Annotated in this window: 22 protein-coding genes; 14 read left to right on the top strand and 8 right to left on the bottom strand. The window is 71.2% G+C overall.

Annotation, left to right across the window (positions count from 1 at the left end; all coding sequences use genetic code 11):
* Positions 1–6: 6 nt before the first annotated feature.
* Positions 7–957 (bottom strand): LysR family transcriptional regulator, encoded by a 951-nt coding sequence (locus ABZ887_RS26630; protein WP_361294177.1) that lies wholly within the window; start codon positions 955–957, stop codon positions 7–9.
* A 102-nt stretch (positions 958–1059) separates the two neighbouring features.
* On the opposite strand from ABZ887_RS26630, the gene ABZ887_RS26625 reads away from it, so the two are divergent.
* On the top strand, positions 1060–2307 hold the full coding sequence (locus tag ABZ887_RS26625) for an MFS transporter (RefSeq protein ID WP_361293855.1): 1248 nt from the start codon (positions 1060–1062) through the stop codon (positions 2305–2307).
* On the opposite strand, the gene ABZ887_RS26620 is transcribed toward ABZ887_RS26625, so the two are convergent.
* Positions 2243–2698: a universal stress protein gene (locus tag ABZ887_RS26620; RefSeq protein WP_361293852.1), complete on the bottom strand. Its 456-nt coding sequence runs from the start codon at positions 2696–2698 to the stop codon at positions 2243–2245. The genes ABZ887_RS26625 and ABZ887_RS26620 overlap by 65 nt on opposite strands.
* A gap of 241 nt (positions 2699–2939) precedes the next feature.
* Between ABZ887_RS26620 and lysX the strand changes: the two genes are divergently transcribed.
* Both lysX and ABZ887_RS26610 read left to right on the top strand, forming a co-directional pair.
* Positions 2940–6215 (top strand): bifunctional lysylphosphatidylglycerol synthetase/lysine--tRNA ligase LysX, encoded by a 3276-nt coding sequence (gene lysX / locus ABZ887_RS26615; protein WP_361293849.1) that lies wholly within the window; start codon positions 2940–2942, stop codon positions 6213–6215.
* Positions 6216–6331: 116 nt separating this feature from the next.
* A complete protein-coding gene (locus tag ABZ887_RS26610) occupies positions 6332–7165 on the top strand; it encodes a polysaccharide deacetylase family protein (protein WP_361293846.1) in 834 nt (277 codons plus the stop codon).
* Positions 7166–7193: 28 nt separating this feature from the next.
* Here the strand turns inward: ABZ887_RS26610 and ABZ887_RS26605 are convergent, their stop codons facing one another.
* Positions 7194–7868: a class F sortase gene (locus ABZ887_RS26605; protein WP_361293843.1), complete on the bottom strand. Its 675-nt coding sequence runs from the start codon at positions 7866–7868 to the stop codon at positions 7194–7196.
* Between the two features lie 335 nt (positions 7869–8203).
* Here ABZ887_RS26605 and ABZ887_RS26600 point away from each other — a divergent pair, with 335 nt between their 5' ends.
* Entirely contained in the window at positions 8204–9031 is an 828-nt protein-coding gene (locus ABZ887_RS26600) for a hypothetical protein (protein WP_361293840.1), read from the top strand.
* 65 nt (positions 9032–9096) lie between these two features.
* Here ABZ887_RS26600 and ABZ887_RS26595 read toward each other — a convergent pair whose 3' ends face one another.
* The 3 genes from ABZ887_RS26595 to ABZ887_RS26585 all read right to left on the bottom strand — a co-directional run bounded on the left by ABZ887_RS26595 (position 9097) and on the right by ABZ887_RS26585 (position 10996).
* Positions 9097–9864: a hypothetical protein gene (locus ABZ887_RS26595; RefSeq protein WP_361293837.1), complete on the bottom strand. Its 768-nt coding sequence runs from the start codon at positions 9862–9864 to the stop codon at positions 9097–9099.
* Positions 9865–10071: 207 nt separating this feature from the next.
* Positions 10072–10836, bottom strand: a complete 765-nt coding sequence (locus ABZ887_RS26590; protein WP_361293835.1) for a DUF4239 domain-containing protein — start codon at positions 10834–10836, stop codon at positions 10072–10074.
* 31 nt (positions 10837–10867) lie between these two features.
* The gene (locus tag ABZ887_RS26585; protein WP_361293832.1) at positions 10868–10996 is read right to left on the bottom strand and encodes a hypothetical protein; all 129 of its coding nucleotides are present in this window, start codon (positions 10994–10996) and stop codon (positions 10868–10870) included.
* 757 nt (positions 10997–11753) lie between these two features.
* On the opposite strand from ABZ887_RS26585, the gene ABZ887_RS26580 reads away from it, so the two are divergent.
* The 3 genes from ABZ887_RS26580 (at position 11754) to ABZ887_RS26570 (ending at position 16009) form a co-directional block, all read left to right on the top strand.
* A complete protein-coding gene (locus tag ABZ887_RS26580) occupies positions 11754–12722 on the top strand; it encodes an SCO0930 family lipoprotein (protein ID WP_361293829.1) in 969 nt (322 codons plus the stop codon).
* A 333-nt stretch (positions 12723–13055) separates the two neighbouring features.
* Positions 13056–13868 (top strand): SAM-dependent methyltransferase, encoded by an 813-nt coding sequence (locus tag ABZ887_RS26575; RefSeq protein WP_361293826.1) that lies wholly within the window; start codon positions 13056–13058, stop codon positions 13866–13868.
* Positions 13865–16009 (top strand): EAL domain-containing protein, encoded by a 2145-nt coding sequence (locus ABZ887_RS26570; RefSeq protein WP_361293823.1) that lies wholly within the window; start codon positions 13865–13867, stop codon positions 16007–16009. The genes ABZ887_RS26575 and ABZ887_RS26570 overlap by 4 nt, the downstream gene beginning before the upstream one ends.
* Before the next feature lie 21 nt (positions 16010–16030).
* Here the strand turns inward: ABZ887_RS26570 and ABZ887_RS26565 are convergent, their stop codons facing one another.
* The gene (locus ABZ887_RS26565) at positions 16031–16354 is read right to left on the bottom strand and encodes an L-rhamnose mutarotase (RefSeq protein WP_361294174.1); all 324 of its coding nucleotides are present in this window, start codon (positions 16352–16354) and stop codon (positions 16031–16033) included.
* Between the two features lie 247 nt (positions 16355–16601).
* Here ABZ887_RS26565 and ABZ887_RS26560 point away from each other — a divergent pair, with 247 nt between their 5' ends.
* The 6 genes from ABZ887_RS26560 (at position 16602) to ABZ887_RS26535 (ending at position 21533) form a co-directional block, all read left to right on the top strand.
* Positions 16602–17420, top strand: coding sequence for an FCD domain-containing protein (locus ABZ887_RS26560; RefSeq protein WP_361293820.1), 819 nt, complete (start codon positions 16602–16604; stop codon positions 17418–17420).
* 242 nt (positions 17421–17662) lie between these two features.
* Positions 17663–18973 carry a hypothetical protein gene (locus ABZ887_RS26555; RefSeq protein ID WP_361293817.1) on the top strand — a complete coding sequence of 437 codons (1311 nt, stop codon included), beginning with the start codon at positions 17663–17665 and terminating at the stop codon, positions 18971–18973.
* Positions 18867–19592, top strand: a complete 726-nt coding sequence (locus ABZ887_RS26550) for a hypothetical protein (protein WP_361293814.1) — start codon at positions 18867–18869, stop codon at positions 19590–19592. Before ABZ887_RS26555 ends, ABZ887_RS26550 begins: the two co-directional genes overlap by 107 nt.
* Positions 19523–19687 (top strand): hypothetical protein, encoded by a 165-nt coding sequence (locus ABZ887_RS26545; RefSeq protein WP_361293811.1) that lies wholly within the window; start codon positions 19523–19525, stop codon positions 19685–19687. Before ABZ887_RS26550 ends, ABZ887_RS26545 begins: the two co-directional genes overlap by 70 nt.
* Positions 19684–20616: a sugar ABC transporter permease gene (locus ABZ887_RS26540; RefSeq protein ID WP_361293808.1), complete on the top strand. Its 933-nt coding sequence runs from the start codon at positions 19684–19686 to the stop codon at positions 20614–20616. Before ABZ887_RS26545 ends, ABZ887_RS26540 begins: the two co-directional genes overlap by 4 nt.
* Positions 20613–21533, top strand: a complete 921-nt coding sequence (locus ABZ887_RS26535) for a carbohydrate ABC transporter permease (RefSeq protein ID WP_361293805.1) — start codon at positions 20613–20615, stop codon at positions 21531–21533. The genes ABZ887_RS26540 and ABZ887_RS26535 overlap by 4 nt, the downstream gene beginning before the upstream one ends.
* Before the next feature lie 75 nt (positions 21534–21608).
* Here the strand turns inward: ABZ887_RS26535 and ABZ887_RS26530 are convergent, their stop codons facing one another.
* The gene (locus ABZ887_RS26530; protein ID WP_361293802.1) at positions 21609–22493 is read right to left on the bottom strand and encodes a LysR substrate-binding domain-containing protein; all 885 of its coding nucleotides are present in this window, start codon (positions 22491–22493) and stop codon (positions 21609–21611) included.
* A gap of 119 nt (positions 22494–22612) precedes the next feature.
* Between ABZ887_RS26530 and ABZ887_RS26525 the strand changes: the two genes are divergently transcribed.
* On the top strand, positions 22613–23284 hold the full coding sequence (locus ABZ887_RS26525) for a succinate dehydrogenase (protein WP_361294171.1): 672 nt from the start codon (positions 22613–22615) through the stop codon (positions 23282–23284).
* Position 23285 lies beyond the last annotated feature (1 nt).

The raw sequence follows: 23285 nt of genomic DNA, 5'->3' as shown, positions 1-23285 counted from the left end.
GGGGCGTCAGGGACGGAAGACGCCACGCACGGTCTCGGCCCAGCCCGGCGTCCAGGTGCCGGCGGTGCTGCGCGGCGGGCGGGTGGCGGCGAGATGGGTGCGCAGCGCGCTCAGCGCCGGGTGCGGGTTGGCGGCGGCCCACAGCAGCGAGTGCGGGTAGCGGGGGGTCGGGTCGAGCAGCGGGATCCGGCGCAGGTCGTGGCCGTCCGGCCAGGTCAGCCCCGTCTGCTCGCTGACGAGGGTCGCCAGGGTGTCGGAGCCCGCGAGCGTGTCCTGCAGCGCCCCGCTGAAGTTGGGGCCCGAGGAGTCGATGGCGAGCCCGAACTCGGCGGCGAGGGAGGCGTAGTACGCGGCCCACTCGGTGCCGTCCACGATCCCCGGGATCCAGATCCGGTGCCCGGCCAGCTCCCGGGGCGCGACCGAGGTCCGGCCGGCCAGGGCGTGCCCCGGGCCGGTGAGCAGCTGGACCGGCTCGTCGTACACCCGGGCGGCCTCGACGCCCCTGGGCAGCGGCCGGCCGGGCATGGCGACGGCCCGGAAGGACGCGTCGATCGCACCGGAGCGCAGCGCGGCCAGCGCCGAGTCCACGTCGAAGAGGGTGACGACGTCCAGGGGGAGGTCCGGGTGCGCCTCGTGGAACCCGCGCAGCAGCGCCGCCGGGGCGAGCCGGGCGCCGACCACGTCGACCCGCAGGGGGCGCCGCCCGCGCCGCACGGAGGCGGCCGCCCGCTCCTCGGCCAGCAGCAGCTCCCGGGCGTACGGCAGGAAGGTCCGGCCGTCGACGGTCGGCTCGGCGCCCCGGGCGGTCCGGGTGAACAGCCGTACCCCGAGCTCCTTCTCCAGCGCCGCGATCCGCTTGGACACCGCCTGCTGGGTGACCGCAAGCACGGCCGCGGCCTCCTGGAACTGCCCGCAGTCGGCGACGGTGACGAAGGTGCGTACGGCGGTGAGGTCCACGTCCACACCGTACAACCGCTGGTTGTGGCAGCGGGCTCGGAAGTTGTTTGATTCGGCGGCCACCTGCACGTTTTCATGTCCCGGGTCAACGGGAGGTTGTGCATGGATCGGCGGTTCGGGTGGCTGTGGGCCGCGTACTCGGTGAGTGCGCTCGGCACGTATCTCGCCTTCGACGCGTTCTCCGTGATCGCGGTCATCGCGCTGCACGCGGGGTCCGCCGAGGTGGCGCTGATCGCGGCGATCGGGCCCGCCGTGGGCGCGGTGGCGGCGGTGCCGCTCGGGCCGTGGGTGGAGTTCCGGCGCAAGCGGCCGGTGATGGTGGCGATGGACCTGGTCAGGTTCGCCGCGTTGCTCACCGTCCCGGCCGCCTACGCCCTCGGCGCCCTGGGCCTCGGCCAGCTGCTGCTGGTCTCGGTGGTCGTCGCGGCCGCCGACATCACCTTCGGCGCGGCCTCCGGCGCCTTCCTGAAGTCCCTCGTCCCGGCCGACCGGCTGCTCACCGCGAACGCCCGCTTCGAGTCCACCAACTGGACCGCACTGGTCCTCGGCCCGCCCCTCGGCGGCGCCGCGATCGGCCTGTTCGGACCGGTGACGACCGTCGCGGCGAACGCGGTCAGCTTCCTGCTGTCGGCGCTCGGCATCCGGGCCGTCGGCGGCGGCGAGCCCCGCCCCGCCCCCAGGGACACGAAGCGCCTGCGCGCCGCCGACCTGCTCGACGGCTGGCGGTACATCCTCGGCAGCCCGACCCTGCGGCCCCTCTTCTTCAACAGCCTGGCGGGCAACGCCCTGATCATGGTCGCCGCGCCACCGCTGGCCGTCCTCATGCTCGGCCGGCTCGGCTTCGCCCCCTGGCAGTACGGCCTCGCCTTCGCCGTGCCCTGCCTGGGCGGCCTCCTCGGCGCCCGGCTGGCCCGCCCGCTGGTCGCCCGGTACGGGCAGTGGCGGGTGCTGCGCACCGCGAGCGCCCTGCGTGCCGTCTGGCCGCTCGGGCTGGCCTTCGTGATGCCCGGGCTGCCCGGACTGCTGCTGGTGATGGTCCTGGAGTTCGGGGTGATCACCTGCTCGGCCGTCTACAGCCCCATGTACGCCACCCGCCGTCTGGAGCACACCCCCGACGACCGGGTCGCCCGCACCCTGTCCGCCTGGTCGGTCACCGGCAAGGCCACCACGGCCGCCATGACCGCCCTGTGGGGCCTGCTGGCGAGCCTCACCGGCCCGCGCACCGCGATCGCCCTCGCCGGGATCCTGCTCCTGGCGACCCCGCTGCTGCTCCTGCGGGAGACCGCTACGGCACGACCGTCACCGGCCACCGTCCCGCCTTCACCAGACGGATCGCGACCGAGCCGATGAACCGGTGGCCGGCCTGCTCGGAGGCGCCCACCACGACCGCGTCGGCCTTCAGCTCGTCGGCCGCCTTCACCAGTCCGCCGTAGGCGTCGCCGCGGAAGGTGTGGAACTCCCAGCGCACCTCGAATATCCCCTTGAGCCGCTCGGCCGCGTCCCGGATCTGCGTGATCAGGTCCTCCGCGATCTCGTCGGTGGTCTCCGCCACCGGTGCCCCGAGCGCCGCGCCGGCCGCCAGGACGGGCTGGACGTACACGACAGCGAGCAGCGCGTGCTGCCGCCGGGCCAGACCCGCCGCATAGGAGGTCGCACGCCACGAGGAGTCCGAGCCGTCCATGCCGACGACGATGACCTTGGGGCCGTCCGTGCCCCGCTCGAACTGATGTTGTTCCGCCACGATCCGAGGCTATCGGAATCCGCAGGTCCGGTGAGGGTCCGGGACGGGCCGACGTTCGGCTGCGGGCCGTGGGTGGTTGCTCGCGCAGTTCCCCGCGCCCCTGAAAGCAGGGGGCTGCACGGCGCCCCGTAAGGGGCGCGGGGAACTGCGCGACCAGCCCCCACCGGCCCGCAGCCGAACGTCGGCCGGTCCGAGGTCGCTCGACGGGCGGGCCGGGCGGACGCTTCCTACAGTCGGAGACATGAGTGCCGCCGTGGAGCCCGCCGCGGGCAGGGATCCGGCGGGGCCGATACGCCCGCCCGGCGGCGGGCGGCTGACCTGGGTGCCGGAGGCCTTCGGGACCTTCTTCGGCACCCTCGCCCTGCTGTGCGCCCTGCTCTCCTTCGTCGCCCCGCTGCGCGTACTGCTCCACCCGGTCGTGCACTTCGTCGACGCCGTCGTGGTGCCCGTCAGCCCCAACCTGGCCTACGCGGTCTTCCTGTTCCTGCTCGGCGGCGCCACCGCCGCCCGCAAGAAGGTCGCCTGGTGGCTGGTGGTGATCTACCTCGGCCTGCTGGTGCTGGCCGACGTCCTCACCGTCGCCTTCGGCTTCGACTGGTACTCGTTCAGCTCACTGGTGGTCTGCGGACTCGCCCTGGCCCTGCTGATCGTGGCCCGCCGGGAGTTCTACGCCGCCTCCCGAAGAGCCGCCGTACGCCGGGCCCTCGGCGTCCTGCTGATCGGCCTGCTGGTGGCGATCCTGGCCGGCTGGGGCCTGGTCTCGCTCTTCCCCGGCTCGCTCCCGCACGGCCAGCACCTGGCCTGGGCGGCCGACCGGGTCTGCGGCGGCCTGGTCTCCGTCCGCAGCTACGGCGGCCGCCCGCCCCGCTTCGTCGCCTTCCTGCTCGGTCTCTTCGGTGCCCTCGCCCTGCTCAACGCCGCCGCCACCCTGTTCCGTTCGCAGCGCCTGGAAGCGGCCCTGCACGGCGACGAGGAGACCCGCATCCGCGCCCTCCTCAAGGCCTACGGCGACCGGGACTCCCTCGGCTACTTCGCCACCCGCCGGGACAAGGCCGTCGTCTTCTCGCCCAGCGGCAAGGCCGCCGTCACCTACCGGGTCGAGGCCGGCGTCTGCCTGGCCAGCGGCGACCCCGTCGGCGATCCCGAGGCCTGGCCGCACGCCATCGCCGCCTGGCTGGACACGGCCCGCCGGCACGCCTGGGCGCCCGCGGTGATGGGCGCCTCCGAGGACGGCGCCAGAGCCTACGTCCGCGCCGGCCTCGGCGCCCTCCAGCTCGGCGACGAGGCGATCCTGCACGTGGCCGACTTCGACCTGGGCGGCCGGGAGATGCGGGTCACCCGGCAGGCCGTCAACCGCGTCCGGCGCACCGGCGCCGGCTGCCGCATCCACCGCCACGCCGACCTCACCGAGACCGAGATGGAAGAGGTCGTCGACCGGGCCGACGCCTGGCGCGACACCGAGACCGAGCGCGGCTTCTCCATGGCCCTGGACCGGCTCGGCGACCCCGCCGACGGCGACTGCCTGCTCGTCGAGGCCATGGCCGAGGACGGCAGACTGCTCGCCCTGCTCTCCTTCGTGCCCTGGGGCGCCGACGGCATCTCCCTCGACCTGATGCGCCGTGACCGTACCGCCCCCAACGGCGTCATGGAGTTCATGGTCGCCGACCTGTGCGCGGCCGCCCCCAAACTCGGCGTGCACCGCATCTCGCTGAACTTCGCCGTCTTCCGCTCGGTCTTCGAGGAGGGCGCCCGGATCGGCGCCGGACCGGTGCTGCGGCTGTGGCGCCGGCTGCTGCTGTTCCTCTCCCGCTGGTGGCAGCTGGAGGCCCTGTACCGCTCCAACGCCAAGTACCGCCCCGAGTGGTACCCGCGCTTCCTCTGCTACGGCGACGCCGGTTCCCTGGCCCGGATCGGCCTCGCCTCCGGAATCGCCGAAGGCTTCGTCTCCGTACCGTCCCTGCGCACACTCTGGGGAAAGGGGCACCCGCGGACCGGACCGCCGCTCGTCGAGGCGGCGCCGCCGTCCGCGCCGGTGCCCGGTGCAGTCGGAGCGGACGAGGCCGGGCCCGCCGCACCCGACGCCGGCCTGCCGGACCAGTTCCGGGTCCGGCGCCGCAAGCTGGACCGGCTGCGGGCGGCGGGCGTCGACCCCTACCCGGTGGCCACCGGCCCACCGCCCCGCGCCCTCGCGGGCGTCCGCGACGGCGAGACGGTCACCGTCGCCGGGCGGATCATGCTGGTCCGCGACTTCGGCGGCCTCGTCTTCGTGACGCTGCGCGACTGGTCCGGCGACCGCCAACTGGCACTCACCCGCGACGGGTCGGGACCCGCCCTGGACCGCTTCACCGCCGACACCGACATCGGCGACCAGATCACCGCCACCGGCCGCATAGGCGTCAGCGACACGGGCGAACCGACCCTCTTCACCACCGACTGGCAGCTCACCGCCAAGTGCCTGCGCCCGCTGCCCGACAAACACCGCGGCCTCGCCGACCCCGAGGCCAGGGTGCGCCGCCGCTACCTCGACCTCGCCACCGGCCCCGCCGCCCGCGCCGTGGTCCGCACCCGCTCCACCGCCGTGCAGGCACTGCGCCAGGGCCTCCTGGACCGCGGCTACCTGGAGGTCGAGACCCCGATCCTCCAGCAGATCCACGGCGGCGCCAACGCCCGCCCCTTCACCACCCACATCAACGCCTACGACCTCGACCTGTACCTGCGCATCGCCCCCGAGCTGTACCTCAAGCGGCTCTGCGTCGGCGGTCTGGAGAAGGTCTTCGAACTCGGCCGGACCTTCCGCAACGAGGGCGTCTCCCACAAGCACAACCCCGAGTTCACGATGCTGGAGGCCTACCAGGCGTACGCCGACTACGACGTGATGCTCGACCTCGCCCGCGAACTGGTCCAGGGCGCCGCGACCGCCGCCCACGGCGCACCCGTGGCCCGCAGGGACGGGCAGGAGTACGACATCTCGGGCAGCTGGCCCGTCAGGACCGTGTACGGGGCGATCTCGGAGGTGCTGGGGGAGGAGATCGGCCCCGGCACCGAGCTGCTGCGGCTGCACCGGCACTGCGACCGCCTCGGCGTGCCGTACACCGCCGACGACGGGCCCGCCGACGTGGTCCTCGAGATGTACGAGCGCCTGGTGGAGGAACGCACCCAGCTGCCCACCTTCTACAAGGACTTCCCGACCGAGGTCTCCCCGCTCACCCGGCAGCACCGCACCGACCCGCGGCTCGCCGAGCGCTGGGACCTGGTCGCCTTCGGCACCGAACTCGGCACCGCCTACTCCGAACTGACCGACCCCCTCGAACAGCGCCGCCGGCTCACCGCCCAGTCGCTGCTCGCCGCCGGCGGCGACCCCGAGGCGATGGAACTCGACGAGGACTTCCTGGACGCCCTCGAATACGCGATGCCGCCCACCGGCGGGCTCGGCATCGGCGTCGACCGGCTGGTCATGTTCCTCACCGGCCTGACCATCCGCGAGACGCTTCCTTTCCCGCTGGTCCGCCATCGTTGATGTTTTTTGGTCTTTTCTTACCGAAACCTCCAGCTGCTGGTCCGTGCGGGTGCTTTCCCGCCGCCGCACCGGTGTCGTAGTGGTGCGCCGGAGCCCCGCCGGGCGACTGATGAGTCATGGAGAAGGATCAGTTGTTCACCCGACGCCGGCTGCTGCTCGCCGGCGGCGCTGCTCTGGGAGCCGCGGGGACCGCGGGAATCGTGCTGGCGAGCAGCGCCGAGGAGGCGGCCGGCGGGGTCGCCCCGGCCGCGGGGGCGCAGGCCCGCCCGGCGCTCAAGTCCTCCGCCTTCCGGCTCCAGCCGCTCACCGGATACGGCCCGCCGCCCAACCGGCCGGGCAGGCTGAAGGTCCGCAAGGAACCCATCACGGAGATCTCCCGCAGCGGCAGACGCATGATGCTCACCTTCGACGACGGCCCCAACCCGAACTACACCCCGCACATCCTGGACACCCTCGCCAAGTACGACGTGCGGGCGATGTTCTTCCTGTGCGGGGAGTGCATCGTCGTGAACAGGGAACTGGTCGCGCGGATGGCCGACGAGGGGCATGTCGTGGGCAACCACACCTGGACGCATCCGCTGCTGACCACCCTGAACCGCAGTGAGATCCGCGACGAGATGACGAGCACCAGCGACGCCATCGAGGACACCTACGGCGAACGCCCGCAGTGGTTCCGCGCACCCTACGGCGCCTGGAACCGCGCGGCCTTCCAGCTAGGCGCCGAGATGGGCATGGAGCCGATGGCCTGGACCGTGGACAGCACCGACTGGACCGTCCCGGGCACCCGCACCATCGTCGACACGATCGAGAACGGCGCCGCCCCCGGTGTCGTGGTCCTCTCCCACGACGCCGGGGGCGACCGCTCGCAGAGTGTCCAGGCCCTGCGCGAGTACCTGCCCTATCTGCTGGACAACGGCTACCACCTGACCGTGCCGCGCCGCCGTACGTGAACGGGCCCGCGCCCGCCCGGTGGTGGCCTCAGCGGGCCTCGACCAGGCGGGCGAAGACCACGACGTTCCCGTCGTAGCCGTTCTGCTTCGAGAAACCGCCGCCGCAGGTGATGACCCGCAGCTCCGGGGTGCCCTTGGAGCCGTAGACCCGGTCGCCCGGGAAACCGGCCTTCGCGAACACCTCGATTCCGTAGATCTCGAACACAGCCGTCCTGCCGTCCTGGCGGTCGACCTCGATCCGGTTTCCCTTCTTCAGGGAGCCGAGTCCGTAGAAGACCGCCGGGCCCTTCGTGTTGTCGACATGGCCCACGACGACGGACGTGCCGTTCTCCCCGGGCGAGACACCCCCGGTGAACCACCCGGCCAGATTCGGGTCGTCCGGCGGCGGTGCCGCGATCCAGCCGTCCGTGTCCAGACCCACCGGCATCACCGGTGCGTCGACCCGGATCGCCGGGATCCTGATGCGGTCCGCCGTGGCGAACGGCAGCGGGGCGGGCGCCGTGGCGAAGGTGCCAGGGACCGTGGTACGGGTGTCGGGGGCGGCGGCCGAGGCCGGTTGCGGCGGACCGACGTCGAACTCTCCCGAACCGTTCCGAATGAGTGCCAGACCGGTCAGCAGAACAAGCGCTATCACGCCCCAGGGGGCACGCTTCCTCCGCCGCTCCTCCTCTTCGGCCAGCTCGGAAAGTTCGGACGCAGACATTCGCCAACCCCTCTCGACGCGGCCGCCTTCAGGTCCGTATCGCGCATGGGAAAAAGCTAAGTCCCCCGCGCACGTGCGGCGACGGGGCGACGGGCGAACGGGTGGCCCGCGGGTATTCCGGTGAGCCATCCGAGTTGCCGTTCTCAGGATTTTTCTGACAGTCCGTGACCTGCGGCAATATCCGATTGTGCGCTTTTCGTTCGGCGTGTCTCCTCACCAGGACGGCCCATTCTCGAAATGCGGGCGTGTTCCGGGCATCTGAGGGTCTATTCGGGAGGTGCTTTCTCGCCGATCCACCGGGGACCGTTCCCGGGGCGCCTTCCGCGGAGGAAGAGATGCGAAACTCACGTGCGCTGGCGGCCGCGTGCACTGTGGTCGCCGTTCTCGGCGCCGCCGCCCCCGTGGCCGTCGCCGACGGCCTGGGCAACCCCGGCGGCCCGGCCAACACCCAGGCCCCGGTCGTCGGGGGGACGGGCGTCGCCCCCGGGACCGGAGTCGGCGGGGTCGGAGGAGTCGGAGGGGTGGGCGTCGCCCCGGGGACCGGTGTCGGCGGTGTCGGTGTGGCCCCCGGTGTCGGCAGTGTCGGAGTGGCTCCCGGGATCGCGGTCCCCGGAGTCGTGGTCCCCGGATACGGGGTGGGCGGGTTCGGAGACGGGCGTTTCAACAACGGCTTCGGCGGGCGCGACGGGCGGGGCGGAGACGGGCGGGGCGGGGACGGGCGGTTCGACGACTTCGACGGCCGGGGTGACGGGCGTTTCGACAACTTCGACGGTGCGCGCGACATCGTCGCCCAGCCCCGGTCGATCGCCACCGGCCAGCGGCTCACCGTCACCGTCAACAACTGCCGCAGCGGAGTCATGACCTCCCGTGCCTTCCGTACGACGCCGCTCTTCCCGTTCGGCGGCGACATGGCGCGCGGTGTCGCCACCATCGACCGGAACGCCAGCCCGGGCCCCTACGACCTCACCGTCCGCTGCGACGGACGCACCCTGCTCCGGCCGGCCGCGTTCTTCGTGCTCGGCGGGGTGCGCGGCGGACTCGGCGGCAGTGTCTCCACCGGGGCCACCCCGACCGACATGGCGATCGGCGGCGGCCTGGTGGGCGCGGCCGTGCTCGCCGGCTGCGGGATCTGGGTGCGCCGTCGGAGCGAGAAGCGGATCTGACCCGGCGGGCCTGCGCCCCGGTCCCTCGGCGGACCGGGGCACGGGCAGGGACGGCCGCGTCACGATCAGGCGCCGTCCTCGCCGGCGGGCCTGCGCGAGAGCCGGTACGCCGTACCGACCGAGCCCAGGACGAGCGCCGCGCCGAGGCCGATCTCCTCGAGGTCGAGCCCCCCGATGCTGCCGCCCTCACCGGCCTGGACACCTCGCCCGGGCGGAATGGGCTGCGGGTTGAGCGACTCGCCGCTGCCGGAACCCCCGTCCGCGCGCCCGTCGGTACCGGCGTCGGCGCGGCCGTCCGTGGCGGCGCCCGTGCTCACGTGGGTGGCGTCGTCGCCGTGCCCGCCCGTGGTGCCGGCGGTGCCCCCGTCCGTGCGTCCGCCGTCGCTCGCGCCGCTCTCGTCGTCGGCGCGCCCGTTGCCGTCCCCGTCGGTGCGTCCGTCCGTGTGTCCGTCGCCGTGCCCGGCCGAGGTGCCGCTCGCGATGGCCAGTTCCGTCGTCGCGCTGGCCCCGTCGCAGGTGAACGTCACCCGGTACGACGCCTGCGACTTCGCGTTCCGGTCGACCGTGGCCGTCACCGAGTCCCGCTCCGACGGGATGCGGACCGTGTCGAACACACCCGAAGTGACCGTCGCGGCGCCCCGGCAGCCGCTGTCGCGGTCCAGGCGCAGACTCACCCGGCCGCCCGCCGTCACGGTGGAGGGCGTCACCCGGAAGCCGAAGGGCGTGCCGTCCCCGCCCCCGTCACCGCTGTCGCTCGCCAGGATGGCCGGAGCGGAGAGGGCGAGAGCACCGACACCCAGCAGTGCGGCCGAAGCAACGCGTATCGCGCGCATGGTGGTTCCTCCGGTCCCCGAGGAGCAGCATGCGGACCTGTTCCGCCAGTGCCGGGAATGCACCTCGATGATCGGAACGCTAGGAACATCCGCACACGCGCGCGAACGCAGTAGCGCGAACGGGGGAGATGCCTGGGCCGTACGAGGGACGCCGGCGGCGTGGCGCGGCGTCCCCCGGGGGCACCTCCTGAACCTTGCTCCCCCTTGCTACCCCTTGATGTGCGGGAAGAGGTTCAGGAACGGCTGTGCCGTCGCCGTGATCCCGCGGCTGTACGGTTCGTCGAAGTCCCAGATCAGGAACAGCATGAAGGTGATGGTCGCGGAGAACAGGCCGGCGAGGACCAGCTCGCGCGGGGTGCGCCTGATCTGCAGCGCGAAGACCATGCCGATGGTGATCGCCGCCCCGGCCAGCAGCCCGATCCACACCACGTTCGGCATGGTCGCCCCGGTCGAGTCGGCCCGGGCGCTGCGCGCCTGGTCCAGAGCGGCCACCTGGTCCACCAGCGGCTGGTAGGCCTGCGCCTGGAAGTCGGTCTTCGGCTCGTAGTCGGTGACGTCCTGGCGGATCTGCGCGAGCAGGTCGGCACCGCGCTGCGAGAGCCGGCCGTGGTCGGCCATCTCCTTCCACTCCTTGTCGACGACCTGGGCCGCGTAGGCGTCCACGTCCGCCCGGATCCGGTCACGCGCGTCGGGCGGGTACACCCGCACCCGTTCGTAGATCTCGTGCAGCGCCTGCGCCTCCGCCTGCACATGGTCCTGGGCGGCGCTGCGGGCCTCCCACACCCCGGCCACCGCCAGACCGAGGACGATGGCGTAGATGACGCCGATCCACATGGTCATGTACTCGATGACGTCCGGCGTCTCGGAGGGATCCTCGTCCTCCGCCGCCCTCTTGTCGCGGACGAGGGTGATGATCACGACCACGGCGACGGCCGCGAGCATCGCGAGGACGAGAACAAGCCAATCCGGCAACGGAAGCCTCCAGGATTCGGTGGGCCGGCCGTCAGCGCGCGCGGAACGCGGCGACGGCGATGATCGCGGGTACGGCGATGAGCAGGACGTAGGTGACCGGGGAGGTGCGGTTCGGGGCCGCGGCGCCGGTCGACCGGACGTGGTAGGGCGGATAGGTCACCGGGGTCGGCGAGGGCCGCGGGGTGGGCTTCGGCGACGGGGTCGGGGTCGGGGTCGGCTTCGGCCGGGGCCGGGGAGCCGGTGGCGGGGTGGGAGTGGGCGTGGGCGTGGGTTTCGGGGCCGGCGCCCGCCGGGGTGGTGGCGGTGGGGCCGGGCGCGGTGCCGGCGGCTTGCTGTGCGTCGGCTTCGGCGTCGGTGAGGGCTTCGGTGTTGGCTTCGGCGTCGGCTTCGGGGTGGGGGTGGGCGTCGGACTGGGCGTCGGGGTGGGCGTGGGACAGGGCGGCGGGGTGGGCTCCGGACACGGTGGGGGAGTGGGCCAGGAGCCCCCGGCGACGGCCACCGCGTGGATGCCGTCGGGGCCCGTCGAGGCGGAGGCGCAGGCGTCGGCCGACGCCGTGCCGACCGGGCAGCCCACCAGGGTCCACGTCAGCGTCAGCAGGGCCAACACCCTTGGGACGGGCGCGAGTCTGGTCGCATCGGGTGCATGCACGACGGAGATCATGGAGCGTCGGGCGCCGTCGCACGCCGGAGTACCGGGCGATTGGCCCGAACGGGGGACATGCGCCGTAAACCGGTTTGAATCACACCGTCCCGCGAATGGCTCGAAGCGTACGCCCGTGCGGGACGCGGTCCGCGGTCACAGTGCGCCGAAAGAAATTTCTGCGCCCGTTGAACACTCCGGCCCCCGGCATCCGTACCTGGTGTCGTGCGGCGGCGCAGAGGCGCTGCAATAACCAGGCGATTATATGGAGTTGACGATGAAGACCTCGTGGAGGAGCGCCTCGCTGGTGGCCACGGCCGCGGGGGTGATGGTGTTCGCGACGGCGTGCGGTCAGGACAACACGACCACTCCGTCCTCGGCGGCCCAGAACGTCGGTGCCACGGCCCCGGCCGGCATCGGCAGCATCACCGACCCCTCCGCTTCGACCGGCGCGGGCAACGGCTACGGCGCCGACGGCAGCCAGGCCTCCAGCTCCCCGGCCGCGGTCGCGCCCGCCGGCAAGCTGACCGTGGCCAGCAACCCCGACCTGGGCAAGGTGCTGACCGACGGCAGCGGCCTCACCCTCTACCGTTTCGATGCCGACACCGCCAATCCCCCCAAGTCGAACTGCGACGGCGACTGCGCCACCACCTGGCCGCCGGTGCCCGCCAACGACGCCACGGCCGGTGAGGGCATCGACAAGTCCCTGCTCGGCGAGGTCACCCGCTCCGACGGCACCAAGCAGCTGACCGTCGCCGGCTGGCCGGTGTACCGCTACGCCAAGGACGTCAACGCCGGTGACGTCAACGGCCAGGGTGTGGGCGGCAAGTGGTTCGCGCTGGCCCCCGACGGCAAGAAGGCCACGCTGGCCTCGCTGCCCGGCCTTTCGGTCCGCAAGGACGCCAAGCTCGGCGACATCATCGTCGACAAGAACGGCATGACGGTCTACCGCTTCATCAAGGACAAGGCGTGGCCCAAGGTCGTCTCGAACTGCACCGGTGACTGCCTGGCGAAGTGGCCGGCCGTCGCGGAGGTCGCCTCCAGCGACACCAAGGGCGTCGTGAAGAAGGGCCTGATGGGCTTCACCCGGCCCGACAACGGCGAGAAGCAGCAGACGGTCAACTGCTGGCCGATCTACACCTTCTCCGGCGACGCGAAGGCCGGTGACACCAACGGCCAGGGCGTCGGCGGCACGTGGTACGCCGTCTCGCCCGAAGGAAAGCTGGTCGGCGCGCCGGCCAGCTAGGGATCACCTCCCCAGGGTCGACCGCCCCGCACGACAACACAACGGCGCACGACCGCCCGCCCCCTCCACACCGCACGGAGGGGGCGGGCTTCTTGGCGTCTCCAGGTTCTATTGGCGCCCGCCGCGACGCGCCCCAAAGGGGCGCGGGGAACTGCGCGAGCAACCACGAACGACCCGCACCCGACGGAAAGCCCGAACGCCCCCAAATTGCAACGGTCATTCCGCAGGTCATGACCGGGAACGGACGGTCAATTTCCGTTTCGGCTCGCCCTGTTCGCAGACGATCAGTAGCCTCTGCTCGAACACCGGATCGCCTCAGCCTTGGAGAGATACATGGAGCGTCCCGCCTGGGCCCCACGAAGCATCGACATCACGGTGCCGAGCGTTTCGCGTATCTACGACTACTACCTGGGCGGTTCGCACAATTTCGAGGTCGACCGGGAAGCGGCCCGCAAGGCGATGACGCACCTGCCCGGCCTGCCGAAGATCATGCAGGCCAACCGCGCCTTCATGCGCCGCGCCGTACGCCACGCGGTGGGCACCGGCATCGACCAGTTCCTGGACATCGGTTCCGGCATCCCCACCTTCGGCAACGTCCACGAGGTCGCGCAGGCGGCGCACCCCGGCGCCCGCGTGGTGTACGTCGACCACGACCCGGTGGCCGTGGCCCACAGCAACGCCGTCCTCGACGGCAACGAGGACGCGGACGTCGTGGCGGCCGACCTCCGCAAGCCCCAGGAGATCCTCTCCAGCCCTCAGGTGGAGCGCCTCATCGACCTGAATCGGCCAGTGGCGTTGCTTCTCGTTGCCATACTGCACTTCGTGGAAGACGCGGACGACCCGTACGGGGCAGTGGCACAGCTGCGCGACGCACTCGCGCCCGGCAGCCTGCTTGTTCTCACGCATGCCTCGTACGAGGGAATCCCGTTGCCGGCCGAGCGGGCCGAGGGCGCGGTGGACGTATACAAGGACATTCGCAACCCGCTGATCATGCGCTCGCGCGACGAGGTCGCGCGGTTCTTCGAGGGGTACGACATGGTGGAACCCGGACTGGTGCCGATGCCTCACTGGCGGCCGGAGTCGGCACCGGAGGACGAGGATCCGTACGCCTTCTCCGGATTCGCCGGCGTGGGGATCGCGGCGTGACCGCGGAGCCGGGCGGCCCGGAGGACAGACTGCACAGGTTCGCGACGATCTGGAGCCGGGCGGTCTTCCCGGTCACCTCGACGTCCCTGACCCGCCCGGAGTTCGAGGAGCAACTGCTGCCGCTGGCCCGCCGGCTGAGCGAGATCCTGCTGGCGCACGGCTTCGACGCCGACGAGGCCCGGCAGGTGGGCGCCGCGCTGATCGACGCGCACTGCACCGACCCCGAGGCGCTGACCCGCACCCTCGACTGCGTCGACGCCTACCTGGTCCTGTACTGCGGCGAGGACGGCCCCCAGGAGGAGCTGCGGATGCGCTCCTCGCGGATCCAGCACGCGATGGCCGCCGGGTTCGCCCAGGCGCTGCGCGAACGCACGCTGGCCGAGCAGGAGGCCATCGCCCAGGCCGCGTTGCGTGCCCAGGGCGTGGTCGCCCAGGCGCTGCACGCCAGCGAGGCCCGCTTCCGGGCCGTCTTCGAGGGCGCGGCGATAGGAATCGGCATCGCCGACCTCGAAGGCAACGTCCTCCAGGTCAACGGCGCGCTGCTGCGCATGTTCGGCGGCTCCGAGCAGACCCTGCGCAGCCGCAACGTCCTGGAGTGGGCGCACCCCGAGGACGCGCCCCAGACCTGGCGGCTCTACGAGGAACTGGTCCGCGGCGAACGCGAGCACTACCACGTCGAGAAGGCCTTCAACCGCTCCGACGGAACGGTCCTGTGGACCAACCTGACCGTCTCCCTGCTGCGGGACGCGGACGGCGAACCGCAGTACCAGCTGGCCCTCATGGAGGACACCACCGAGCGCCGCCTGCTCAACCTCCGGCTGCGCTACGAGGCCACCCACGACGCGCTCACCGGCCTGCCCAACCGCACGCTGTTCTTCGAGCGCCTGGAGAAGGCCCTGGCGGCCGGCGAGGGCCAGCGGTTCGGGCTGTGCTACCTCGACCTGGACGGCTTCAAGACCGTCAACGACAGCCTCGGCCACTCGGCCGGCGACCGGCTGCTCGTCGAGGTCGCCGACCGGCTGCAGTCCTGCGCGACCGCGCCCGGCGAGATGGTCGCCCGGCTCGGCGGCGACGAGTTCGTGGCGCTGACCACCGGCCCGGCCACCCAGCGCGAGGTCGACGACCTGGCCGACCGCATCATGAACGCCCTGGTCACCCCGATCAGCATCGACGGCCGTGACCTCATGGTCCGCGGCTCCATCGGCATCGTCGAGGGCCCGGCGGGCGAGCGCACCCCGGCCGAGGTGCTGCGCAGCGCCGACATCACGATGTACCGGGCCAAGTCGGCGGGCGGCAACCGCTCCGAACTCGCCGACCCGGAGGCGGACGCCCGCGCGATCACCCGCCACGGCCTGACCACGGCACTGCCCGCCGCCCTGGACCGGAACGAGTTCTTCATCGAGTACCAGCCGCTGGTCCACCTCGGTGACGGCAGCGTCCGCGGTGCCGAGGCCCTGGTCCGCTGGCTGCACCCGCAGCACGGCGTCCTCGGCCCCGACCGGTTCATCCCGCTCGCCGAACACACGGGTCTCATCGTCCCGTTGGGCCGCTGGGTCCTGGAGGAGTCGATCCGTCAGGCCCGCGAGTGGCGAGAACGCTACGGCGAGGACACGGAGGCCGGTCCGCTGCGGATCAACGTGAACCTCTCCCCGTGCCAGCTCAGCCACCCCGGCCTGGTCCAGGACACGGTGGACATCCTGGAGCGCACCGGGGTGGCCCCGGACGCCCTCTGCCTGGAGGTCACCGAGTCGGCGCTCATCGGCGCCGACGACGACCTCCTCAAGCCCCTGCGGCGCCTCGCCGAGATGGGCGTGGACATCGCGCTGGACGACTTCGGCACCGGTTACTCGAACCTCGCGAACCTGCGCCGCCTGCCGGTGAGCATCCTCAAGCTGGACCGCTCCTTCACCCAGAGCATGCAGCAGTTCCCGGCGGACCCGGTCGACCTCAAGATCGTGGAGGGCATCGTCACCCTGGCCCACAGCCTGGACCTGGCGGTCACGGTGGAGGGCGTGGAGACGGGCGCCCAGGCGGAACAACTCCGGATACTGGGCTGCGACACGGCCCAGGGCTGGTACTACGCCCGTCCGGGCCCGCCGGAGCGCCTGCACGAGCTGGCGCTGGTGGACGCCACGGGCTGACCCGGCGTCCCCTCGGGGCCCTCAGTCGAGGTGGAAGACCTCCTCGGCGGGGGCCCACCGCTCGTTCTCGGCGGCGGTGTCCAGCGGCTGCTGGCAGGGGTCCGTGAGGGCCCACCACGCGCGGGTCACCGGGTCGGCCGCGATCTCCGCGGTGTCGGCGGCGTAGTCGCTCCCCGAGTACTCGAGGTAGCTGAACAGCAGCCCGTCCCGCAGGAAGATCGAGTAGTTGCCGATGCGGGCCCGCTTGAGGGCCGCCAGCACACCCGGCCAGGCGGCCGCGTGCAGTGCGCGGTACTCGGACTCCTTCTCCGGGCGCAGCCGGATGACGGCGGCGAAGCGCTGCACCTTGCTCACCTCTCCCTCTCAGGGACGAACGGCAAAGAATCTGTTTCATCCGACGGGCAGGACACTAAGGATCAGATCCTTCCTGCGCAATGGCCCGGAGGGATGTCGCTTACGGGAGGGATCTGCCCGGCGTCATCGGGCACTTGAAACCAGATCCGTTCGACGACTTCCCTCCCCGTAACGCGGGTGTCATAGTGACCACCGCCGATGAACCTGATTAATCCGAACGTGGAGGAGGGGGTACACCGTGGCCGATCCGTCAGCGGCATCCGGCGGTCCCTACCGGCCGGGGTACGAGCTGGTCGCCGAACAGCTGCTGGAGTACATCGCCGAGCAGAACCTGCGGCCGGGCGACCGGCTCCCCACGGAGGCGGGTCTGGCCGAGATCCTGGGGGCGTCCCGCAACGTCACGCGTGAGGCCGTCAAGGTGCTGGCCGCCATCGGCCGGCTGAGCGTGCGCCGGGGTGCCGGAATCTTCGTCGCGGAGGCGTCCGGCGGGCTGGTGGACGACCACCTGGCGCACTTCCGGCCGACGAGCATGGAAGACGTCCTGATGCTGCTGGACTACCGCACGGTGATCGAGTCGGAGACGGCCCGCCGGGCCGCGGGCCTCGCCACCCCGATCCAGGTCCGCACCATCCGGGAGGGCGCGCAGGGTTCCCTGACGGCTGCCCAGCAGAACGACGCGCACGCCTTCGCACGGGCCGACGAGGCCTTCCACGACGCGGTGGGCGCGGCCTCGCACAACGTGTTCCTGCGGTCGAGCGTCGCCGGCGTACGGCGCCTCGCGTCCCAGTCCGACGTGCTGCTCTTCCACGGCGACGCCCCCGGCTCGCTGGAGGTCGCCGCACGGCAGCATCTCGCCATCGCAGAGGCGGTCGCCGCGGGGGAGGCCGATCTCGCGAGCGAGCTGATGGTGGAGCACATCGCCACCACGCAGAGCCAGTTCGAGCGGAAGATCCGCGACCGGCTGTTCAACCTCGGCGAACGGGCTGCGCCCGCGCGGCCGACGACGGACAGCGGTCCCGGGGACTCCGGCCTTCCGCCGCAGACGTCGGTGTCGTAGGCCGGTCGGCACGGTGCGGGCCGGTGGGGGCTGGTCGCGCAGTTCCCCGTGCCCCTTTCAGGGGCGTGCACTTGGCGCCCCTTCAGGGGCGCGGGGAACTGCGCGAGCAACCACCCACGACCCGCACCCGTACACCGCAGACCGGCACCCCGGGAACCGGGCGGACGACCCGGTTCCGATGCTTCATCCCATCAGGCGATTGGATCTCCGTGTCTCTTCTGTCTGTGCGCAGGGGCAGAGCCGTGCCCCTGCCGAGAACCCTCATAGCCGCCCTGCCCCTCGCCCTCGCGACGGCCACGCTGGCCGTCACCCCGGCCCAGGCGGCCCCGAAGGCCTCCGGTCTCACCGTCTACGTCTCCCCGACCGGCAAGGACACCGGCCGCGGCACCGCCGACCACCCCTTCAGGACCCTGGAACACGCACGGGACTACGTGCGCGACGCCAAGAGCAAGGCCGACGGCGACGTCCACGTCCGGCTGCTGTCCGGCACCTACCGGCTCAGCCGCACCTTCGCCCTCACCGCCGAGGACTCCGGCAGGGCCGGGCAGCGGATCGTCTACGAGGCCGCACCCGGCGCGCACCCGGTGATCAGCGGCGGCAGGCAGGTCACCGGCTGGACGAAGGCCGACGCCGACGGCAAGGTCTACAAGGCCAGGTTGACCGGCCTCGACACCCGCCAGCTGTACGTGAACGGCGAGTTGAGGACCCGGGCCCGCAGCGGGAAGAACCCCTCGGGCTTCAGCAAGACGTCCACCGGCTACACCTTCACCGACAGCAGCATCAGCGGCTACAAGAACCCCTCGGACCTCGAAGTCGTCAGCTCCTGGGGCTGGAAGCTGATGCGCTGCCCGGTCGAGTCGGTCTCCGGCAACACGATGACGATGCAGCAGCCGTGCTGGCACAACGCCAACCTCCAGCAGGGGCAGGAGATCCAGAACCCGACCTGGCTGGAGAACGCCCGCGAGCTGCTGGACAGCCCGGGGGAGTGGTACCTCGACAAGAGCGCCGGCGAGGTCTACTACATGCCCGAGCCGGGCGAGAACATGAGGACCGCGGACGTCACCGTGCCCGTCGTCCAGGACCTGGTCGACCTGAACGGCACCCGTGACCACCCCGTCGCGAACGTGTCCTTCCAGGGCATCACCTTCTCCTACTCCACCTGGCTGGAACCGAGTTCGTCCGACGGCCTCATCGAGGGCCAGGCCGGCTTCCGGATGGTCGGCGAGGACAACCCGACCTTCGACTCCACGCGCCTGAACTGGAAGAAGACCCCGGGAGCCGTCAACGTCAGCCACGGGCAGGGCGTCGAGTTCACCGGCAACACCTTCACCCACCTCGGCGCCGTCGGCCTGAACCTGAACACCGGCACCCAGCACACCACCATCACCGGCAACGTCTTCCGCCAACGACATCGCGCAGGTCGTCCTCTGGTACAACAAGTCCCTGATGGACAAGTGGGGTTACCAGGTCCCCACCACCTGGGAGCAGTACGAGGCGCTCGGCAAGCAGGTCGCCAAGGAACACCCCGGCTACCTCGTCGGCTCGGTCGGTGACACCAACTCCCACGAGTCGTACTTCTGGTCCGGCCAGTGCCCGGCCTTCGACCTGGTCAAGCCGGACACCCTGCGCACCGACCTGCAGGACCAGAACTGCACCCGCACGGCGAAGCTCCTGGACGGCCTGATCGACGCCAAGGCCGTCACCACCAAGGGCTTCTTCAGCCAGGGCTTCGCCAAGGAGAGCGGCAACAAGGTCCTGATGGCGTACGGCCCGTCCTGGTACGGCCAGTACCTCTTCAAGGCGGCCTTCAACGCCCCGGCCAAGCAGATCGCCGCGGCACCCCCGCTCACCTGGGAGGGCGAGTCGAAGGCGGCCACGGGCAACGTCGGCGGCGGGGTCTGGATGGTGTCCTCGCACAGCGCCAACCTCAAGGCCTCCACGGACCTGGTCACCTGGCTGACCACGTCCGACGAGAACCAGGCGACCGCGCCCACTTACCCCGCCTACACCAAGGCCGCGCAGGCCTGGCTCAAGAACCCTGCCAACAGCGGCTACTTCGCCAATGACGTCAGCACCGCGTTCCAGCAGGCCGCGAACGAGGTGTGGACCGGCTGGTCGAACACCAGTTCTCCGACTCCACCGCCTGGTCCAGTGTCGTCCTGCCCGCGCTGACCGCCGGGAAGAGCCTGACCGACACGCTGCCCGCCTGGCAGAAGGAGATCAGCAACGAGGCGAAGGCGCACGGATACCAGGTGGAGAACAAGTGACCCTGCTGGAGACCGAGCACGTCGCCGTCTCCGCCCTGCGCCGCGGCACCCCGCCGCGGCGCAGGGCCCGCGGCCGTGCGGGCTACTGGTTCGTCGCCGCCTACGCACTGCTCCTGCTCGCGTTCGGCATCGTCCCGACCGCGTACTCCTTCTACCTGGCGTTCACCAACGACCAGGGGCAGTTCACCGGCCTGAACCAGTTCGTCAAGGTGGTCCGGGACTACCGCTTCGGGCCCGCCTTCGGTCACATGCTGGTCTACCTGCTGCTGTGGCTGGCCGCCCTGGTGGTCCTGGTCGTCCTGGTCGCGGTGATCCTGCGCAGCCGGGTCCGCCCCGGCACCTCCGCCCTCTTCCGCTTCCTCTACTACATCCCCGGCGCCCTGGCCGGCGTGGCCAGCGTCCTGGTCTGGCTGTTCATGCTGGATCCCGACGTCAGCCCGGTGTCCTGGCTGCTGAAGAGCATGGGCATGCAGACCTTCGCGGCCGTCCTCGCCCCCTCCAACCTCCCGCTGATCCTCATGCTCATCGCCTTCTGGACCGGCGCCGGCGGCTGGATGGTGGTGATGTACGGGGCGCTCAACAACATCCCCGACGAGGTCATCGAAGCCGCCCGGATGGACGGGGCGGGCCCCTGGCGGACCGCCTGGCACATCCAGATCCCGATGATCCGGCAGTGGATCGTCTACATGACCATCATGGCGTTCGCGACCGGCACCCAGCTGTTCGTCGAGCCCCAGCTGCTCCAGACGGCCAGCCTCGGCCGGGTCAGTCCCACCTGGTCGCCCAACCAGCTCGCGTACGTGTACGCCTTCCAGCAGGGCGACTTCAACGGCGCCGCCGCCATCTCCGTCGTCCTGCTCGCCGTGGGACTCCTGGCCGCGGGCCTGCTCGTCGCCCGCTCGAACCTGTTCAGGTTGGATGAGTCATGACGCAATCAACTCTCGCTCCGGCAGCGCCGATCCGACGCGTCAGGCCGTCGGCATCGAGGGCCCTCTCCTTCCTGATCGTGGCCCTCCTCCTGGCCTTCCTGCTGGTGTTCTTCGTCCTGCCGGTGATCTGGCTGCTGCTCGCCCCCTCCAAGACGGCCGGCGAGGTGGTCCGCGACAACCCGCTCTCCTTCGGCTCGTTCGGCCAGATCGGCGCGGCCTGGCGGCATCTCTTCGCCTTCCAGGACGGCGCGATGCTCACCTGGCTGAAGAACTCGGCGATCTACTCCGGCGGTTCCCTCGTCCTGACCCTCGCCGTCAGCGTCCCGGCCGGCTACGCCCTCGCCCTGACGAAGTTCAAAGGCCGCAAGACGCTCCTCGTGATCACCCTGGTCACCATGATCATGCCGCAGGCCACCCTCGTCCTGCCGGTCTTCCTGGAGCTCAACCGCTTCCACCTGATCGGCACGGTCTGGTCGGTGATCCTGCCCTTCTCCTTCTACCCGTTCGGCGTGTACCTCGTGTACATCTACTTCGGCAGCAGCCTGCCCAGGGACCTGCTGTCGGCGGCCCGTATCGACGGCTGCACCGAATGGCAGCTCTTCTCCCGCATCGCCCTGCCCCTGGCCAAGCCGGTGATCGGCCTGGTCGCCTTCTTCAGCTTCGTGGGCAACTGGAACAACTTCTTCCTCCCCTACCTGGTCCTCCCGAACAGCAACGAGTTCCCGGTCCAGGTGGGCCTCAACCAACTCCTCACCTCCACCCCGTCCTTCAACCCCGTGGCAGGCGCAGGCCTGAACATCACCATCCCCGAACTGGCATTGGCGATCATCATCGCGATCCTGCCGGTCCTGGTCCTGTTCCTCTTCTCCCAGCGAACGTTGGTGTCGGGGATGCTGGCGGGATCGACGAAGGAGTGAGCCATGCAGCGCCCCTTTAGGGGCGCGGGGAACTGCGCGACCAGCCCCCACCGGCCCGCACCCAATCACGCTCCGTCACCTCTCCAAAAGCATCCTCTGCAACTCCCGAGCAGCCCGAGGCGGCGCCACATCACTCCGGTGCGCCAACGCGATCGTCCGGTGCAACCCCGGCCGAGCCAACGGAGTGACCCGCAGCCCCCGCCCCGACCGCGCCGCCACCATCCGCGGCACCACGGCCACCCCCAACCCCGCCCGCACAAACCCCAGCACCGCGTCCATCTCGCCCCCCTCGACAGCGAACCCCGGCTCGAACCCGGCGGAGCGACACGCCGCGACGGTCAGCTCCCGCAGGTCGTACCCGTGCCGGAACATCACCAGCCGCTCCCCCTCCAGATCAGAGATCTTGACTCCACCCCGCCCGCGCCCGGGCACCGTCGCCTCGGGCGAGGAGACCACCACCAGGTCCTCCCGCAGCAGCTCCACGGTGGTCAGGGCAGGTGATCCCGGCGGCAGCGGCAGCACGATCAGTGCCAGGTCCAGCGCCCCGCGCGCCAGCTCCCGTACGAGATCATGGGACCCGCTCTCCTCGATCAGCAGCTGGATCCCCGGATACCGGTCGTGGAACGCCCGCAGCACGTCCGGCAGCAACCCCGTGCACAGACTCGGCGTCGCCCCCAGCCGCACCCGGCCGCTGCGCAGCTGCACCAGCTCCTGCACCTCGTACCGGGCGGTGTCCGCGTCGGCGAGGATCCGCCGGGCCAGCGGCAGCAGCGCCTCGCCCGCGTCGGTGAGGGTGATGTTGCCCCGCGCCCGCAGGAACAGGTCCGCCCCCAGCTCCCGCTCCAGCGCCCTGATCTGCTGGGACAGCGACGGCTGGGCGACATGCACCAGCTCGGCGGCCCGGGTGAAGTGCCGGGTCTCCGCCACGGCGACGAAGTACTGAAGCTGCTGGAACTGCATGGTGACACGATAGCGTCAGCCTATCGAATCAAGCCGGACCATGTCTTGGACCGATGGGGCCGTTCGGCTCTACCGTCCTGCACATGGCTCTGGCAACGCGGACGGACCGACGGCCGTCCATGGCGCGCACGATGTGGGACAGCTCCGTCGGCAAGAAGACCGTGATGGCCGTCAGCGGCCTGATCATGCTGCTCTACCTGGTGGCGCACATGATCGGGAACCTGAAGATCTACTTCGGGGCGGGCGAGTTCAACCACTACGCCCACTGGCTGCGCACCGTCGGCGAACCGTTCATGCACTACGAGTGGACGCTCTGGCTCATCCGGATCGTCCTGGTCGTCGCGGTGGTCGCGCACGCCACGTCCGCGTACCAGCTCAGCCGCCGCGACATCCGGGCACGCCCGAGCAAGTACGTGCACAGGAAGCCGCGGGCCTCCTACGCCACCCGCACGATGCGCTGGGGCGGGATCATCCTCGGCCTCTTCATCGTCTGGCACATCCTCGACCTGACCACCGGCACCGTGCACTCCGGCGGCTTCCAGGAGGGCCACCCGTACCAGAACGTCGTGGACACCTTCTCCACATGGTACGGCGACGTGATCTACATCGTCGCGATGCTCGCGCTCGGCCTGCACGTCCGGCACGGCTTCTGGAGCGCCGCCCAGACCCTCGGCGCCGGCAGCCGCACCCGCGACCGCGCCCTCAAGATCACGGCCGACGTTCTCGCGCTGCTGCTCACGGCCGGCTTCATCGCCGTACCCGTGGGCGTCATGACCGGAGTGGTGAGCTGAC

The organism is Streptomyces sp. NPDC047061 (genome assembly GCF_040643955.1).
Taxonomy (GTDB): Bacteria; Actinomycetota; Actinomycetes; order Streptomycetales; family Streptomycetaceae; genus Streptomyces.
This window is presented reverse-complemented; position numbering and strand designations above follow the sequence as displayed.

Excerpts from the sequence above, each read along its gene's own strand:
- ABZ887_RS26625 (WP_361293855.1), top strand. The coding sequence starts at position 1,060 with ATGGATCGGCGGTTCGGGTGGCTGTGGGCCGCGTACTCGGTGAGTGCG.
- lysX (WP_361293849.1), top strand. The coding sequence starts at position 2,940 with ATGAGTGCCGCCGTGGAGCCCGCCGCGGGCAGGGATCCGGCGGGGCCG.
- ABZ887_RS26610 (WP_361293846.1), top strand. The coding sequence starts at position 6,332 with ATGGAGAAGGATCAGTTGTTCACCCGACGCCGGCTGCTGCTCGCCGGC.
- ABZ887_RS26605 (WP_361293843.1), bottom strand. The coding sequence starts at position 7,868 with ATGTCTGCGTCCGAACTTTCCGAGCTGGCCGAAGAGGAGGAGCGGCGG.
- ABZ887_RS26600 (WP_361293840.1), top strand. The coding sequence starts at position 8,204 with ATGCGAAACTCACGTGCGCTGGCGGCCGCGTGCACTGTGGTCGCCGTT.
- ABZ887_RS26595 (WP_361293837.1), bottom strand. The coding sequence starts at position 9,864 with ATGCGCGCGATACGCGTTGCTTCGGCCGCACTGCTGGGTGTCGGTGCT.
- ABZ887_RS26580 (WP_361293829.1), top strand. The coding sequence starts at position 11,754 with ATGAAGACCTCGTGGAGGAGCGCCTCGCTGGTGGCCACGGCCGCGGGG.
- ABZ887_RS26575 (WP_361293826.1), top strand. The coding sequence starts at position 13,056 with ATGGAGCGTCCCGCCTGGGCCCCACGAAGCATCGACATCACGGTGCCG.
- ABZ887_RS26550 (WP_361293814.1), top strand. The coding sequence starts at position 18,867 with ATGGACAAGTGGGGTTACCAGGTCCCCACCACCTGGGAGCAGTACGAG.
- ABZ887_RS26535 (WP_361293805.1), top strand. The coding sequence starts at position 20,613 with ATGACGCAATCAACTCTCGCTCCGGCAGCGCCGATCCGACGCGTCAGG.
- ABZ887_RS26530 (WP_361293802.1), bottom strand. The coding sequence starts at position 22,493 with ATGCAGTTCCAGCAGCTTCAGTACTTCGTCGCCGTGGCGGAGACCCGG.
- ABZ887_RS26525 (WP_361294171.1), top strand. The coding sequence starts at position 22,613 with ATGGCGCGCACGATGTGGGACAGCTCCGTCGGCAAGAAGACCGTGATG.